This window comes from Haladaptatus sp. (assembly GCF_049589095.1).
In the GTDB taxonomy this organism is placed as follows: domain Archaea; phylum Halobacteriota; class Halobacteria; order Halobacteriales; family Haladaptataceae; genus Haladaptatus.
In genome coordinates this window covers 1-15481 of record NZ_JBAWAC010000003.1, presented here as the reverse complement: position 1 = coordinate 15481, position 15481 = coordinate 1, and the positions used below count along the sequence as shown (strand labels likewise).

Annotated in this window: 15 protein-coding genes; 8 read left to right on the top strand and 7 right to left on the bottom strand. The window is 62.2% G+C overall.

Features of this window, described 5'->3' with window-relative positions; all coding sequences use genetic code 11:
• The 6 genes from WBV42_RS00130 to dacB form a co-directional block, all read left to right on the top strand.
• Positions 1-766, top strand: a 766-nt coding sequence (locus WBV42_RS00130; protein WP_423984243.1) for an ABC transporter substrate-binding protein, incomplete at its 5' end; no start/stop codon positions are given.
• Positions 767-796: 30 nt separating this feature from the next.
• A complete protein-coding gene (locus tag WBV42_RS00125; protein WP_423984242.1) occupies positions 797-1747 on the top strand; it encodes an ABC transporter permease in 951 nt (316 codons plus the stop codon).
• A gap of 1 nt (position 1748) precedes the next feature.
• Positions 1749-2831 (top strand): ABC transporter permease, encoded by a 1083-nt coding sequence (locus WBV42_RS00120; protein ID WP_423984241.1) that lies wholly within the window; start codon positions 1749-1751, stop codon positions 2829-2831.
• Positions 2828-3847, top strand: coding sequence for an ABC transporter ATP-binding protein (locus WBV42_RS00115; RefSeq protein WP_423984240.1), 1020 nt, complete (start codon positions 2828-2830; stop codon positions 3845-3847). Before WBV42_RS00120 ends, WBV42_RS00115 begins: the two co-directional genes overlap by 4 nt.
• Positions 3844-5127, top strand: coding sequence for an ABC transporter ATP-binding protein (locus WBV42_RS00110; protein ID WP_423984239.1), 1284 nt, complete (start codon positions 3844-3846; stop codon positions 5125-5127). The genes WBV42_RS00115 and WBV42_RS00110 overlap by 4 nt, the downstream gene beginning before the upstream one ends.
• Complete coding sequence (gene dacB / locus WBV42_RS00105) at positions 5124-6362, top strand: D-alanyl-D-alanine carboxypeptidase/D-alanyl-D-alanine endopeptidase (RefSeq protein ID WP_423984238.1); 1239 nt, start codon at positions 5124-5126, stop codon at positions 6360-6362. The genes WBV42_RS00110 and dacB overlap by 4 nt, the downstream gene beginning before the upstream one ends.
• Positions 6363-6581: 219 nt before the next feature.
• Here dacB and WBV42_RS00100 read toward each other — a convergent pair whose 3' ends face one another.
• From WBV42_RS00100 to WBV42_RS00080, 5 genes are all read right to left on the bottom strand, one after another.
• Entirely contained in the window at positions 6582-7418 is an 837-nt protein-coding gene (locus WBV42_RS00100; protein ID WP_423984237.1) for a M55 family metallopeptidase, read from the bottom strand.
• Positions 7415-9388, bottom strand: coding sequence for a S9 family peptidase (locus WBV42_RS00095; RefSeq protein ID WP_423984236.1), 1974 nt, complete (start codon positions 9386-9388; stop codon positions 7415-7417). The genes WBV42_RS00100 and WBV42_RS00095 overlap by 4 nt, the downstream gene beginning before the upstream one ends.
• 74 nt (positions 9389-9462) lie before the next feature.
• Entirely contained in the window at positions 9463-10188 is a 726-nt protein-coding gene (locus WBV42_RS00090; RefSeq protein WP_423984235.1) for a helix-turn-helix domain-containing protein, read from the bottom strand.
• A gap of 226 nt (positions 10189-10414) precedes the next feature.
• On the bottom strand, positions 10415-10624 hold the full coding sequence (locus WBV42_RS00085) for a hypothetical protein (RefSeq protein WP_066141119.1): 210 nt from the start codon (positions 10622-10624) through the stop codon (positions 10415-10417).
• Positions 10621-11661 (bottom strand): zinc-binding dehydrogenase, encoded by a 1041-nt coding sequence (locus WBV42_RS00080; protein WP_423984234.1) that lies wholly within the window; start codon positions 11659-11661, stop codon positions 10621-10623. The genes WBV42_RS00085 and WBV42_RS00080 overlap by 4 nt, the downstream gene beginning before the upstream one ends.
• A gap of 86 nt (positions 11662-11747) precedes the next feature.
• Here WBV42_RS00080 and WBV42_RS00075 point away from each other — a divergent pair, with 86 nt between their 5' ends.
• Positions 11748-12401, top strand: a complete 654-nt coding sequence (locus WBV42_RS00075; protein WP_423984233.1) for a MogA/MoaB family molybdenum cofactor biosynthesis protein — start codon at positions 11748-11750, stop codon at positions 12399-12401.
• Positions 12402-12589: 188 nt separating this feature from the next.
• Positions 12590-13210 (top strand): histidine phosphatase family protein, encoded by a 621-nt coding sequence (locus tag WBV42_RS00070; RefSeq protein WP_423984232.1) that lies wholly within the window; start codon positions 12590-12592, stop codon positions 13208-13210.
• A gap of 139 nt (positions 13211-13349) precedes the next feature.
• Here the strand turns inward: WBV42_RS00070 and WBV42_RS00065 are convergent, their stop codons facing one another.
• Both WBV42_RS00065 and WBV42_RS00060 read right to left on the bottom strand, forming a co-directional pair.
• Complete coding sequence (locus tag WBV42_RS00065; protein WP_423984231.1) at positions 13350-14156, bottom strand: TrmB family transcriptional regulator; 807 nt, start codon at positions 14154-14156, stop codon at positions 13350-13352.
• 88 nt (positions 14157-14244) lie between these two features.
• Positions 14245-15481 (bottom strand): DUF255 domain-containing protein (locus WBV42_RS00060; RefSeq protein ID WP_423984230.1); only part of this gene is annotated, 1237 nt, incomplete at its 5' end.

The following is a 15481-nucleotide window of genomic DNA, read 5'->3' as shown; positions in this document are numbered from 1 at the left end:
CGACAATCGCAAGGTGCGTGAAGCGATGCAGTACCTCGTGGATTACGACGAGATGCTGGAGGCGGCAAAAGGGCAACTCGGCAAGCGCAGCTACGGATACATGCCGACGGAGGTCAACAAGGCGTGGGACTTCCCGTGGCAGGACTGGAAGAAGAAGTACTTCCCGGAGAAGAACTACGACAAGGCAAAGCAACTGCTCGAAGAGGCGGGATACGGCGACGGCTTCGAGGTTGACATGCCGACCGCAACCTCTGGGAAGTTCAAGAACATGGCTATCTTGCTCCAGAACGGGATGGAGAAGGTGGGAATCAAAGCCAACGTTCGAGAGATTACCATCGGACAATGGCTCGACCTCCTCGACAACGGCAAGTACGACGTGACGTTCTACGGCTGGTCCGGTGGGCAGGACCCGGACGGGTTCTTCTACTACCTGTTCCGCGACCCGCAGAACGACGACAGCCCGGTTCCGGACGATTACGTCGGCAACGCCTCGGCGGGGATGCTCTATCAGGCCTACCCGGACAGTAAGAAACTCCAGGACGCCGACGCGAAGATTCGCAAGGCGCGCAAACTACAGGACCGCGACAAGCGTCGGGAACTGTACATCGACATCGCGGAGACGTTCCAGTCCGAGTACCCGCACATTCAGGTATATTCGGAACAGTCCGCGACCGCGTGGAACAAGTCGGTGAAGGACTACGACCCGACGGCCTACGTCGCCCAGCCGCTTTGTAACGAATGGTCGAACTCCTGGCTTAGCAACTAACTCCCCCCACCTTTCCGTACACACGATACCATGAGCATGTACCGATACACCGCCCGGCGGATTTTGCAGATAATTCCCGTTCTGCTGGGCGTTTTCACGCTGACGTTCGTAATGATGCACGCCCTTCCGGGCAACCCGGTCAAAATCTATCTCGGGTTGAACCCGAGCAAGGAGCTTGCAGACCAACTCATTCACCAATATGGCTTCGACCAACCGCTGTGGAAGCAGTACCTCGACTACCTCAGCAGGGTTCTCCACGGCAACCTCGGCGAGTCATTCATGCTGAAACGGCCCGTCATCGACCTGATGATGGAGCGCGTCGGCCCGACATTCACCCTGATGGGGCTGTCGTACGTCATCGCGCTTCCCGTCTCGATTCTGCTCGGCGTTTACGCCGCCTCGCGGCACAACGAGCTAGGCGACCACGTCTCCCGATTCGTGGGGCTGGCGGGGCTTTCGACGCCGAACTTCTGGTTGGGGCTGATGCTGATGTTCATCGTCGCAGTCAAGTTGCAGTGGCTCCCGGTGTCCGGATACGTCCCCTTCGCACAGGCCCCGGTCGAGTCCGCCAAACGGCTCGTCATGCCGGTCATCACGCTCTCGACTGCGATGACCGCGACGTTGATGCGGATGACGCGTTCCAGCATGGTCGAGGAGCTATCACAGGATTACGTCCAGACGGCACGAGCCTACGGCCTACCCGAGCGGCGCATCTTGCTTAAACACTCGTTCAGGAACGCGCTGTTGCCGCTCGTCACCATCATCGGACTGCAGTTGTCTTTCCTGTTGGACGGCAGCGTCGTCACCGAGAAAATCTTCGCCATTCCGGGTATGGGGCGGCTGTTCTTCAACGGCATGACGAACAACGATTACGGCGTCATCATGGGAATGACCCTGACGTTCGCGCTGTTGTTCCTGACCGGCGTCCTGCTGACCGACCTCGCCTACGCGTACATCGACCCGCGGATCAGATACGACTGACATGAGTACGAATCAACCAGTTACCGAGAGCGGAATCGATACGGAGAGTCACCTACGAGGCACCCTTCGTGAGCTACGGTACAGTCCGACGGCAATCGCCGGCGCGATTATGATCGCCATCCTCGTCGTGCTGGCGATATTCTCGACTATCGACATCGTAATCTTCAACAGACATATCATTACTGCGCTCCTCGCCGATCCACACGAACCAGACATACTACATACGAACGCGGCCCCGTCCGTCGCACACCCAATGGGGACCGACAACCTCGGGAGGGACATACTGGCACGGATAATCTACGGTAGCCGCATCGCGCTCGCCATCGGCGTCATCTCCGTCGGAATCAGCTTTCTCGGCGGTATCGCCTGCGGTGCGACGGCGGCGTACTTCGGGGGCAGAATCGACGACCTCATCATGCGACTACTGGAGGTACTGTACTCGATTCCGGGTCTCATCCTCGCCATGACGCTGATGGCCATCATGGGACCGAGCGTGTACAACCTCTTTCTCGCCTACGGCGTCATCGGCATTCCCGCGTACGCCCGCGTGATGCGCTCGGAAGTGCTTTCCCTTCGGGAAGAGGAGTACGTCGAAGCGGCACGCGCCGCCGGATTGCCCACCCGAACAATCCTCTTCCGCGAAATCGTCCCGAACGGACTGGCCGCGGTGCTCGTCCAAGCGACGCTCTCGATGGGCGGCGTCATTATCGGCGCGGCGGCGCTGTCGTTCCTCGGATTCGGCGTCCAGCCCCCGACGGCGTCGTGGGGGCGGATGTTGAGCGACTCGCGGCAAGCCATGATCATCGCACCGTGGATTACGATATTCCCGGGTCTGATGATCTTCCTCACCGTGATGGGGTTCAACATGCTCGGTGACGGCCTGCGGGACGCGATGGACCCGAAAACGACGCTTTGGAAGGCAGACTGGGACGAACTCGGCGACGACTTCCTGCCCACGGAAACCTCGCGTGACGAACCCGAACCGATCACCGAAAACCCCGCCACGGACGGCGGAACGGAGACGGAGAAATGGGAGGAACTAGCCGATGACAGCGGAACGGAAACCGACGGAGGCAAGCGATGAGCTTGCTCGAAGTCGAGAATCTTCGAACGTACTTCTACACGCAAAGCGGAATCGTGCAGGCGGTCGATGGCGTCAGCTTCGAGGTCGAGAAGGGCGAAACCATCGGCCTCGTCGGCGAGAGCGGGGCCGGGAAGAGCGTGACGGTGAAGAGCCTGCTCGGCCTCATCAACCCGCCCGGCAAGGTGGTCGATGGCTCCGTTCGGTTCGACGGACGCGAGTTGACCGACTGCACCGAACGCGAACTCCGACAGGAGGTTCGCGGCAGCGAGATTTCGTTCGTCTTTCAGGACCCGATGTCGGCGCTGAACCCCGTCTTCACCGTCGGAAATCAGATCGCAGAAGTCGTGGAGTACCACACCGACTGTACCGACAAGGAGGCCCGCCAACGGGCCATCGAACTGCTGGACGACGTCGGAATTCCGGACCCGGAACAGCGGGTCGATCAGTACCCGCACGAGTTCTCGGGCGGGATGCGCCAGCGCGCCCTCATCGCCATGGCGTTGTCGTGCAACCCGAAACTCATCATCGCGGACGAACCGACGACGGCGCTCGACGTGACGATTCAGGCCCAGATCCTCGACCTATTCGACGACATTCAGGACAAGTACGACACGAGCGTCGTCTACGTCACTCACGACATGGGCGTCGTCCGTGAAGTCTGTGACCGCGTTGCCGTGATGTATCTCGGCAAGGTGGTCGAGCAGGCCCCCTACGAGGAACTGTACCGCAATCCGAAACACCCGTACACGCAAGCGCTCCTGCGGTCGGTCGTCCGGCCCGACCAGCGCGTGGACGACTTGAACCCCATCGAGGGGACGGTGCCGAGCGCGATCGATCCACCCTCCGGCTGTCGGTTCCGCACGCGATGTCCCGTCGCTATCGATGACTGTTCGCAGATCGAGCCGCCGCGCATCGGCGTGGGCCCCAACCACGATTCGGCGTGTCTGCTCTACAAGGAGGGATACGGTGCCGAGGAGCCACGACTGCACGAGGAAGCACGACGGGGGAGACCATGAGTCAACACGTACAACAACGGCCGAAAGCGCGGGGCGAACCGCTGCTCAGGGTTGAAAACCTGACGAAACACTTCCCGGTGAACACCGGGTTCATCAGCTCGCTCCGGTGGAACTCCGAGGGCGGATTTCCGCTGACGTTTGACGACGAGAGCGTCAAAGCGGTCGACGGCGTGAGCTTCGACCTCTACCCCGGCGAAACGCTGGGAATCGTCGGTGAATCCGGGTGCGGAAAATCGACGCTCGCACGAACCCTTCTGGGACTGACCGACCCGACCGACGGCGTCGTGGAGTTCCAGGGAACGCGAACCACGTCGTTCGATTCGGACGCGAAGCGCGAGTTCCGGCGGAACGCACAGATCGTGTTTCAGGACCCGATGAGCAGTCTCAATCCCCGTAGAAAGGTTGGCAGCATCATCGCCGACCCGCTGGAGGCCGCCGGGTGGGACCCGGCGGACCGACGGGAGCGCGTCGTAGAACTACTCGGGCAGGTCGGACTCACGGAGGAACACTATGGACGGTATCCACACGAGTTCTCCGGCGGACAGCGCCAGCGAATCAACCTCGCACGGGCGCTTTCGATCAACCCGGACCTCGTCGTCGCCGACGAACCCGTGAGCGGCCTCGACATGAGCGTGCAGGCCCAAATCCTCTCGCTCATGCAGGACATTCAGGACGAGTACGACCTGACTTACCTGTTCATCACCCACGACCTGAGCGTCATCCGAAACGTCGCCGACCGCGTGGCGGTGATGTATCTCGGCGACTTCGTTGAAACCGGGCCAGTGGATCGACTGTTCACGGAGCCACACCACCCCTACACCCGTGCGCTTCTGGACGCGGTGCCGAACCCCGATCCGGACACGCGCGGTGTCGAATCGAAACTCGTCGGGGACGTTCCGAGCCCGAGCAATCCGCCATCCGGCTGTAAGTTCCACACGCGCTGTCCCGACATCATCGTCCCCAAGCCGTTCACCCGTGAGACGTTCCGCGAGTACATGGACCTCAAAAGCGATGTCGCCGAGGAATCCCTTCGGACGGAGGCCGAACCCGCCGCCGTCCGCTCGGAGTACTTCGAGCACGACCCACCGGCGGGCGTCGAGAAGACGGTTCAGCGTGCCGTTTCGGAAGCGGCCGACGGAAACTGGGACGACGCGTCCGACACGTTGAACGAGTATCAGTCGCCGTGCGAAACCGACGTGCCAAAACTGGAATCGGTGGGTGACAACCAGCTCTCGGCCTGCCACCTCGACGTCGACGAACGGGAACCGTTCACGTGGTGAACGGGATAACCAGCCTCGATGCGGACTCGTTCGGAACGAGCATCCTGGTCCGCGAACTCGGTGGAACCGATCTCGCGGCACGAAACCCGGACGTTCCGCTCCCGCCAGCCTCGAACACGAAACTGCTCACGACCGCGCTCGCGCTGCACTATCTCACCCCGGACTACCGCTTCGAAACGCACGTCACCAGTGTCGAAAACTCGCTCGTCCTCTCCGGCCGTGGAAACCCGTCGCTCTCACGGGAGGAACTGATGACGCTTGCCGACGCGGTGCGGGACGCGGGTATCGACTCCGTGACGGACATCGTCGCCGACGTGGCGTGGTTCGACGGGGAATCCCGCGGTCCGGGGTGGATGTGGGAGGACGGACAGTACGGGTACGGCGCGGAGAGCACCCCGCTCGCGCTCGACCGAAATTTGGTCTCGGTGACGGTGTCCGGAACCGACGTCGAACTCACGCCGAACACGGACGAAATCGAATACGCGACCGAGTTCGACGAGTCCGCCGACGAACTCCTGGTGTTCCGCGAGCTCACCACCGGAACGATCCGAGTCGGGGGAAAACCGACGGACGCGCCGCAGACGGAATCCGTTCCGGTCGGGAACCCGGTTCGCCACTGCCTGTTGGCGTTTCGTGACGCGCTCGAAACGGCAGAGGTGGCTCACACCGGCGAACTCGGCGTCGCCCGAAACCAGACCTCCAGCGAGCCGATTGCGGCGGTGAAATCACCGTCGGTCGCCGACCTCGTCCGCGAGATGAACGTCCCGTCGGACAACTTCCTCGCCGAAGGACTCGCCCGAACCGTCGCCCACGACGTTCGTGGCGAGGGGTCGTGGGGGGCGTGGGAGACCGTCGTTCGGGAGTTCCTCGAAGAACGAGGCGCTGACAAATTCCGCATCCGGGACGGGTCCGGTCTCTCCCGCTACAACCTGATTTCGGCCCGAGGCATGGTCGAAACCCTCGAATGGGTTGCCGACCGGCCGTGGTCCGAGGTCTTCTTCGACTCGCTTCCGACCGCGGGCGAGGGGACGCTGGAGACCCGGTTTTCGGATATGGAGTCCGAAATCCGAGCGAAGACCGGAACCCTGACCGGCAGTCGAACGCTCTCCGGAATCGTTCGCAGGGAGGGCGAACCGGACGTGGTGTTCTCCGTCCTTCTCGGCGGATTGGTCGGCGAGGACGAGGAAAACGCACGGGACCGAATCGACGAGTTCGTGTGTGAACTCGTCGACTGAGCACGAAGGTTTTTCAACGAAAACGGAACCAGTGCGGTGCGATGTGCTGGCTCCTCGAATCGCTCGTCCGACTCCGTTTCGAGCGAGCGGTTTGGACTGCTCTCGGCTCATCACTTCTTCCGATGGAGAACGACCACGGGATCGAAAATCGAAAACCGAACGGCGTCGCCTCCATGGAACGCCTTCCGAGGAAAATACTCGACGCAGGACCGCCACCGCCTACCCGTAGAACTCGTTTCTTCCCGCGCCGCCACCGTGGATCATGGCCACGGAGGCTTCGAACGCCTCGACGTACGAGTCCGCTTCAACGCGGGTCGTCCGGCCAGCGACGCGTTCGACCGGCGGAATCGATGCCGCGCTGGCGGCTTGGTTCGTGGCCGCCCAATCGACCTCGATAGCAACCGGTTCGTCGGGAATCGGCTGTTCGAACGTCGACACACGGCGAACCGCTCGCTTCGCACTCTCTCGAATCCGGTGGCGTGCGTCCTCGGGCGGCAAGCAGTCCGCCGTGAAGCGGTCGATGCCGTCCTTCACGACGGCGGTTTCGACGGTTTCCAGTCGGTCGATAGCCTCGGCTTCGGTCGCATCGTCTCCCGTAACGAGACCGACTGGAACGCCGAGCGATGCGGCGAGTCCGGCGTTCCAGCCCAGTTCGCCGACTTCGTCGTCGTTCACACGGAGCGAGACGAGCACCTGTCCGTAGTAGGTGTGGTTGAGGACGGCGCGCTCCGTCCCGGCCTTCGCGTGGTAACCGACCAAGCAGGCGACGTCGTGGTCCTCGGTGAGTCCCTGCATCATCGACCACGGTTTCGTCCCGCCACGGATCAGGCGCGCTGCTTCGTGGACCGAATCCCGGGGTAGGTTCGTCATCGAGGAATGGGAGTCGTTGACCAGCACCTCGTCGGCACCGCCAGCGAGCGCGCCCTCGATGGCGGCGTTCACGTCGCCGACCATGAGTTCCCGTCCGGCGGGATAGTTCGCTTCCCCTCGCACCACGTCGAGCGGGTCTGCGATGCCGGTGATGCCTTCCATATCGGCCGAAATGAAGACCTTCATCGGTCGTCCTCCAGCACCCGCTCTACCTTCTGCAGGGTTCGTTCCCACGTCGCCCGCTTCGAGAAGACGTGGTTTTTGTCGGGATAGTGGTCGGCGTCGAACTCCTTGCCGAGGTCGGTGAGCGTCTCGACCACCACGTCGAGTTGCTCGAAGTTGACGTAACGGTCGCCGGTCCCGTGGAAGTTGTAGAGCGGAGTCTCGTAGTTCTCCATGTGCGTCTCCGGGGACGCCTCGGCCCATCGCTCCGGAACTTCCCACGGTTCGCCGCCCATTCGGAGCGCTTCCGACGAGGCCGCCGCCGGATGCTTCGTCTCCTCGGCCCACTCCTTGTACAGTTCGAGGTCGGCCAATCCGGCGAGGTTGATTCCGAGCGAGAAGGTATCGGGATGCGTCCCGAGGACTTGTAGCGTCGCGTAGCCGCCGTAGGAGAGCCCCCAAACCGTGACCGCGTCGGAATCGACGTACGAGAGCGCTTTCAGGAACTTCCCTGCACGGGCCACGTCCTCGATTTCGTCCTCGCCACGGGTGCCTGCGATGGCCTGCCTAAACTCCTTCCCGTAACCGATGCCGCCGCGATAGTTGACGAAGAGACAAGCGTAGCCCTTCGTGGCGAGGTACTGATGAGAGCTGTAGAAGAGGCCGTAGGAACGCGACGGGTGCCACCCGTCGCGCATCTGGCGCATCGGCCCGCCGTGTACGCAGACGACGGCGGGGATGTCCGTCGCGTCGTCGGCGACGGCGTCCGATTTGCGCGGGTCGAGCAGGTAGCCGTCGATGGTTCGACCGGCGCTCTCGAACTCGATCCGTTCCGGCTCGATTGGTGGTATCGACCACTCCTCGACTGTTGAGCGCGTGAGTCGTTCGCGTCCACGGTCCCTGAAGTCGAAGATCCGGAGTTCCGGCGACAGTTCCCCGTCGGCGTGAACGTACGCTATCGTTCCGCCATCCGGTGCGGGTCGTGGATGGACGTTCGTTCCGTCGGTCTCCACGAGCGCGGTCGTCTCGCCGTCCAACGTGACCGAGAACAGGTGGCGCTGGCCGGACCCGTTCCGGTTGGACGCGAAAACGAGCGTTTCGTCGTCCGACCACTGCGGCGTCGCGTCCGCGACGCCTTTGTCCTCGAACGCTCCCTCGGTGAGTTGCGTTCGGTCCCCGGTTTCCACGTCGATGACGTGAACGTGGTCCCAGCCATCGAGCGGGAGGGACAGGGCGATTCGGCGACCGTCCGGGGACACTTCCGGTGCGCCGCTCGAAACGATTCCGCGTTCGCGGTCTGATTCCCGGAAGAGGACCGTTTCAACGCCGGTTTCCGGATCGGCGGCGACGATCCGTCTGACCGTACCACCCTCGCCGTGCTGGTCGAACAGGACGCGTCCGTCGGACAGCCATGCCGGGGTTGAACTCGCCAGTTCGCCGTGCGTGCGCCAGACGAGCTCGCCGGACTCGGTGTGGACGACGCCGACGTGTGTCGTCCCGTCCTCGACGAACCGGTAGGCCAACAGGGTATCGTCGTCGGACCACGCGAACATTCGGGCTTCGCCGAGGAACGGACCGCGTTTCGGTCCGTCGAATCCACGCTCTTCCCCGGTTTCGATGTCGCGGACGAACGGGCGACCGTCGCGGTAGAACGCGAAGCGAGTGCCGTCGTTCGACCACGTGTATGCGCTCCTCTCGTCCGGCCCGGAAAGCAGACAGGTGGTCGTCATTTCTTTGGGGTCGGCGAGCAACAGGTCTCCGGCGTCCGTTGCGACGAGAAGGGAGGACTCGGTCGGTGACCACGAAAATTCGGTGACGTGCCCGTCGTCCGGCGTGAATCGCCACGGTCGGTCGTTTTTCGGATCGGTAACCAACAGGACGTTTCCATCGTCCTCGTAGACGGTCGCCGCGAGAAAATTCCCGTTCGCGGACCACGACGGCGCGCCGGGATATTCGATATCCAGCGCGTCCGAAAGTGTGAGTTCGGGTGGCATGACAACCACATTCGTACCCACCTCCAAAGCGGTTCCTAATGCGGCTATCCAGGGCCGATGGGTACGTCGTCCGGTCAGTAATTCCGTCCGTCGAGTTTGGTGAGGAAGGCGTCGAGGACTTTGTGTTCCCCTTTCCGGAGGTGTTCGAGGAACGTCGGACCGCTGATGCCGAAATCACTCGCGATTTCGCTCGCGGCGACGTCGCGAGGCCAGTTGTAATATCCGGCGTCGTGGGCCGCGAACAGACACTCCATCTGTCGCACCGAGAGCGAGTTGTAGATGCGGTCGCTGGTGTTCGCGAACTCCACGTTGTCGTTCGGGTCCACCTCGTGAATGGACTCCAACTGGATGTCGTACTCCTCCTCCAATCGGGTGAACACCGATTCGAGTTGATCCGAACGGACGAGGACGGTCCAATACTCGTACCCGCCGGTCATGTGAACCGGTTCTATCGGCATGAACTCCGAGTTGACGATTTCGGGGACGATACTGGACGAACGCTCGTAGGTGACGACGACGCGGGCGCGGTCGCCGCTGTTTTTGAGGATGGCCGTGCTCTCGACTACCCGGTGGGCGTCGATGGCTTCGACGAACGTTTCGATGTCGTGGTCGCCCTCCGAGACGATGATGAAATCTCCCTTGACGGTTTCGTCGGTCGGATACAGCGATTTTTCGAGAATATGGATACCGTCGTACTCGTCGGTGACTTCGAGCGTCCAGCACCCCGGATGCCACAGTTTGAGTTCCACTTGCCGGTGTGTCGTTCTATCGTCCCGAGCAGTAACGTCGATGACGCTCATCTTGTGTGTGATTCTCCCACACCCTGAAAAATTTGTGCATTCACGAAGTTACTCTTTTCCGTGGTATTCGGGTGGAGATATTGCACTCAACACCGAATGTGTGGGAATAATCTCCTGAAATGTGGAAGGAAACAACCTTGATGTCTGTTCCAAAACAGAGCGTGAGTGTCAAACGATGAATACAACGACGTTCGATTCGTCGCTCGGATTCCGCTCGTCGTGTGATTTATTCCCGCTCCTGGGCCGACCACACCGATAGCGCGCCGAGCGCCAGCGCCGGGATCATCGGCAGGATGAGATAGGCGAATTTGAACGGGAGGTACGGCGGGTGGAGGTAGATGAGCAGCGGCGACACGATAAACGCCAGTATGATCGCCGCGACTAGGATCCATCCGCTCCGTCCGAACTCCCTCGTTTTGGTGTGCTCCGTCGTCATAGCTCGCTATCGGGTTTTACCACCACTTTACCAAAGCCTTCCCGATTTTCGAGCATCTCGTGGGCGCGTGCTGTCTCGCTCATCGGGAGGACTTCCCGAATCGCGGGTTCGAACGTGCCGTCCCACACCAGTTCCATCACGTCGCTCGCCTCGCCGAGGCTCGCCATCGTGGAGCCGATGACCGAGAGCTGATTCCAGAAGATGCGGTTGATGTCGGTCTCCGGCTGTCCGCCCGTCGTCGCGCCGCAGGTGACGATTTTCCCGCCTTTGGCGAGCGCCTTGAGCGAGTTCTGCCACGTTGCCGCGCCGATGTGGTCCACGACGACGTCCACGCCGCGCCCGTCGGTCAACTCGCGGATTCGTTTGGCGAAGTTCTCGTCCTCGTAGTCGATGGCGTGGTCGGCACCCAACTCGCGAGCGTGTTCGAGTTTCTCCTCGCTGCTGCCCGTCGCGTAGACGGTCGCTCCGGCGTAGTCCGCGATTTGGACCGCCGCGTGACCGACGCCGCCGGACGCGCCCAGCACGAGGACGTGTTCGCCCGCCGTGAGTTCCGCACGCGAGATGAGCATCCGCCACGCCGTCTGGAAGACGAGCGGTGCCGCCGCGGCCGTCTCCCACGAAACGCCTTCAGGAACCGGGAGTAGATTGTCCTCGGGAAGGGCCGCCATTTCGCTGTGCACGCCGCGGACGTGCTCGCCGATGATGTGGTAGCCCACACACATCGAATGTTCGCCGTGACGGCAGAACTCGCATTTACCGCAACTGACGCCCGCCGAGAGGGCGACGCGGTCGCCGGGTTCGAACCGGGTCACGTCCTCGCCGACTTCCACGACTTCGCCCGCCCCGTCGCTGCCGGGGATGTGAGGCATGTCGAGGTCGATGCCGGGGAGTCCGCGGCGCGTCCACACATCCAAGTGGTTCAGCGCGCCCGCCTTGATATCGACGAGAACCTCGTCCCGGTCGGGTTCCGGGTCCGGGAATTCGTCGTACTCGATAACCTCCATCCCGCCGTGCTCCGAGAACTGGACGGCTTTCATGCATGGCACGTCGGGCGCGAACACTAAAATAGTATTCAAAGCGCGGGCCCGTGTGAACTTTTGCGCTGGCGTGTCGAAGTAACGGTATGACGGATCACGACGGGAACGACGAGCAAAGCGAAACTGACGAACACGAACACGGTCACGGACACGATGGCCACGATGATAACGACCACGACCACAGCAACGGCCACGACCACAGTCACGACGGTCATGACCACCACGCTCACGACGATCATGGTCACGACCATCACGCTCACGACGTGGACGAACTCGGCTTCGCCGTCGTCACCGTTTCGACCTCGCGGTCGGTCGACGACGACCCAGCAGGAGATGCCATCAAGGTCCTGGTAGAGCAGGCGGGTCACGACGTCGTGACGCGTGAACTCGTCGCCGACGACCACGACCGCGTGCAGAAGACGGTGAACAACATCGTCGGGCGCGGCGACACGGACGTCGTCGTCACGACTGGCGGCACCGGCGTCACGCCCGACGACGTAACCATCGAGGCGGTTTCGGCGTTGTTCGAGAAGGAACTGCCCGGGTTCGGCGAACTGTTCCGGACGCTCTCCTACGACGAAATCGGGACGAAGACCGTCGGCACGCGAGCGACCGCGGGTACCGCGGACGGGACCGTCGTCTTCTGTCTGCCCGGGAGCGAGAACGCCGTTAGATTGGGTGTCGGTGAAATCGTGCTCGAAGAAGCGGGCCACCTCGTCGGTCTCGCCAAACGGGAGTGAGAAAGGGGACGACGTCGCTCTTCTCCCGTTCGAACGCTCACAGGACTATCAGCGATAGGTTTCGACGACCGTCTCGAACAGGTGGCGCGAATCTAGCAGTTCGTAAACGATGTCGTGACCCATCATGGCGGAGGTGGGACGGGTGCCATGTGAAAACGTACTTGTCATCGGTTGAAACAAGTACGAACATGACAACCGTCGTCGTCGTCCGGCACGGTGAGACTGCGTGGAACCGCGAGCATCGCATGCAGGGGTGGGCACCCACACCACTTACAGAACTGGGTCGGGATCAGGCCAGACGGCTCGGTAAAAACCTAAATCGGAGATACGATATCGATAGGATTCAGTCTTCGGACCTCCATCGGACGAGAGAGACGACGGAACTGCTTCGGGACTACGTCGATGCCCCTGTAACGTTCGACTCGAATTGGCGGGAACGCGATTGGGGGGTGTTTCAGGGGCTCCCGGCAAACGACTGGTTCGAACGGTTTCCCGAGTACGCCCTCCAACAGGCCGGTCTCGAAGCGGCGTACGAAACACCGGACAGCGGGGAGAGTCTTGTCGAAGTTCGCAAACGGGTGCTTGAGGGATGGGAGAGGCTGTTAGTTGAAAGCGAACCGGTAGAAACCATCCTCATTGTCGCTCACGGTGGCCCCATCCGCCTGATTCTCGGGTATCTCAAGGGCTTCGACATCCCAGAGGCAATCCTGGATCAGCCACAATCGAACTGTGCCATCAACGAGGTCAACTACGACACTGAAACGGGTGAGACGACCATCGTACGTGAGAACGACACGTGTCACTGCTGAGATGGGACTGTGGTACGTTGTTTCATTGGGCGCGTCGAGCGAGTTCGGCAGCGAATGTTCGAAGACTCCCCCTCGGTAACTGCAATCACGCGAGTATCGAACACTCTCGAAAACGAATCAGAAGGGTTGATTCGACCGCTCAGAAGTGAAGCGGTTCGGCGGTCTCCCAGCGGGAGGAGAACTGGTTGTTGACGTTCGCCGCGAACTCGGGGTCTTTCAGGTCGATCATGGCGAACGCCTCGCCGGGCGAGAGCGGGTTCGCCACCTCGATACAGACTTCGAGGTCGTCGATGAGGTTGAACGTCCCGTCGAGTTCCGCAGTCGTTCGGACCGAAAACTTCGGATGGTCCGACAGCGTGTCGGCGTATCGCCGACCGACGCTCTCGGGGAGCGTGCTGACGAGTTCCGGCGACAGGAGGACGGATACCTCCACGCCCCGTGACAGAGCCGTTTCGAGGTGCTCCGCGACGGTGTCCCCGACGTTGCCGATGTCGAACGTCGGCGACACCCGACCGGCGACCATGACGATGCGGCGTTCCGCGGCATCCAAGCGCTCGATGAGGAGTTCGAGCGAATCGTCCGGACCGACCGCCGCCGTCCAGAAGCCCTCCTCTATCGGCGGGTCCACGGCGTCGAGTTCGGTGCTCAAATCGTCCACGATGTCCTCGTACTGGTCGGCCTTCGCGTTCAGTTCGTCCAGTTTGTCGTCCAGTAGTCGGTCGAGCGCGGTGGTCGGCTCGACGGCGACGTACTTCTTCGGGCGACTCGCGCTCTGACTTCGCACGAGGTTGTGCGTCTCCAGGCTGTTGAGCACGTCGTAAATCCGCCCCATCGGAACGTCGCTCACCCGAGAGAGGTCCTTCGCCGTCGTCGGTCCCGTGTTCAAGAGCGCTCGATACGCACGCGCTTCGTACTCGGAGAGACCCAAATCGCGAAGACTTGCCATAGCTGTTGACATTAGCCCGACAGTATATAAACTCTACGTGCGTTTTATGTGCCCCAACTGGACAGAGTATCCTTTTCGCAAATATTGCTCAAAAGAAACTTGATGCCAGTTCACTCAGCTCCGCCGGAGAAGTCGCCGGATCGGATTCGTTCTCGCCGTCGACGAGTCGAGCGGTTCCCCGCTCGTACTCGCCGTCAGGCGTGAGGACGACGACTTTCTCGTGGTCGGCGAGTCGAAGCGCGGCACGGTGTAGGTCCGACCCCGGTTCGTCGGCAACCACGACTTGGAGGGGTGGCCTGCACAGTCGGGAGGCGGCCGTCGCGTAGCCCGCGACCTGCACGCCGATTCGGTCCGCCGCACCCGCGAACGCGCCGACCGCCTCGCGTGCGGCCTCCTCGTACGACGAATCCCCCGTCAGGACGGTCAAATCGACCAGCGCGTCTGCCAAGACGGCGTTGTCATCGACGGGGCGAAGTTCACGGTCGAGCAGTCCCGGCCCTTCACGCGGCCCGTCGACGAACGCACCGTCGTCGGCTTGGAGCGTTTCGATGGCGTGATCCGCGACCGCTCGCGCGGTTTCGAGGTACTCGTCGCCGCCGAGAACCTGTGCGGCGGTGACGAAGGCTCGCGTCACGTGGGCGTGGTCGGCGAGCAGGCCGCGTTCGCCCACCTCGTTGCCGTCGCGGTAGTGAACGACCGCACCGTTTTCGACGAACGCCGAGAGGAATTCGAGGGTTCGTTCGGCGTACCGTCGCGCGTGTTCGTCGTCGGTGTAGGCGGCGTACGTGAGCAGCGCGTCCGCGGCGAGCGCGTTGCGGTCGGCGAAGGCGGTGAAATCGACGGGTGGTGCCTCCCGACTCTCGCGGTCGCTCGCGTCGCCCTCGTAGTAGCCGTCGCCGGGTTGCTGGCTGCCGCCGAAGGCGTCGCCCTCCCAGAGCGTCGTCGTCAGGTATTCGACGGTCTTCGCGGCGGGGTCGCGGTAGCGGTCCTCGCCCGTGTAGAGGTAGGCGTTCGCGTAGGTGCGCAGGAGCGCGGCGTTCAAGTCGAGCATCTTCTCGCGGTGGATGTCGTTCCAATCGTTGGTTCCGGCGTAACGGAAGAAGCCGCCTTCGTAGTCGTCGTAGAGGTTCGCCGTAATCGGCGAGAGGGTGGAAAGGGCGCGCTCGCGGTCGCGTTTCAGCGCGAACTCGACGGTCCGCGGGAGCGGGAACTTCGCGTCGTCGCCCCACCCGCCGTTGGTCGGGTCGAACTGGTCCTCGATTTGCCCGACCATCAGACGCTCGATTTCGTCGGTGACCTCGCCGGACGGTGGACTCTGGTCGCGG

Coding starts and splice junctions, on each gene's coding strand:
- WBV42_RS00125 (WP_423984242.1), top strand. CDS start 797: ATGAGCATGTACCGATACACCGCCCGGCGGATTTTGCAGATAATTCCC.
- WBV42_RS00120 (WP_423984241.1), top strand. CDS start 1,749: ATGAGTACGAATCAACCAGTTACCGAGAGCGGAATCGATACGGAGAGT.
- WBV42_RS00115 (WP_423984240.1), top strand. CDS start 2,828: ATGAGCTTGCTCGAAGTCGAGAATCTTCGAACGTACTTCTACACGCAA.
- WBV42_RS00110 (WP_423984239.1), top strand. CDS start 3,844: ATGAGTCAACACGTACAACAACGGCCGAAAGCGCGGGGCGAACCGCTG.
- WBV42_RS00100 (WP_423984237.1), bottom strand. CDS start 7,418: ATGAAGGTCTTCATTTCGGCCGATATGGAAGGCATCACCGGCATCGCA.
- WBV42_RS00095 (WP_423984236.1), bottom strand. CDS start 9,388: ATGCCACCCGAACTCACACTTTCGGACGCGCTGGATATCGAATATCCC.
- WBV42_RS00090 (WP_423984235.1), bottom strand. CDS start 10,188: ATGAGCGTCATCGACGTTACTGCTCGGGACGATAGAACGACACACCGG.
- WBV42_RS00085 (WP_066141119.1), bottom strand. CDS start 10,624: ATGACGACGGAGCACACCAAAACGAGGGAGTTCGGACGGAGCGGATGG.
- WBV42_RS00080 (WP_423984234.1), bottom strand. CDS start 11,661: ATGAAAGCCGTCCAGTTCTCGGAGCACGGCGGGATGGAGGTTATCGAG.
- WBV42_RS00075 (WP_423984233.1), top strand. CDS start 11,748: ATGACGGATCACGACGGGAACGACGAGCAAAGCGAAACTGACGAACAC.
- WBV42_RS00070 (WP_423984232.1), top strand. CDS start 12,590: ATGACAACCGTCGTCGTCGTCCGGCACGGTGAGACTGCGTGGAACCGC.
- WBV42_RS00065 (WP_423984231.1), bottom strand. CDS start 14,156: ATGGCAAGTCTTCGCGATTTGGGTCTCTCCGAGTACGAAGCGCGTGCG.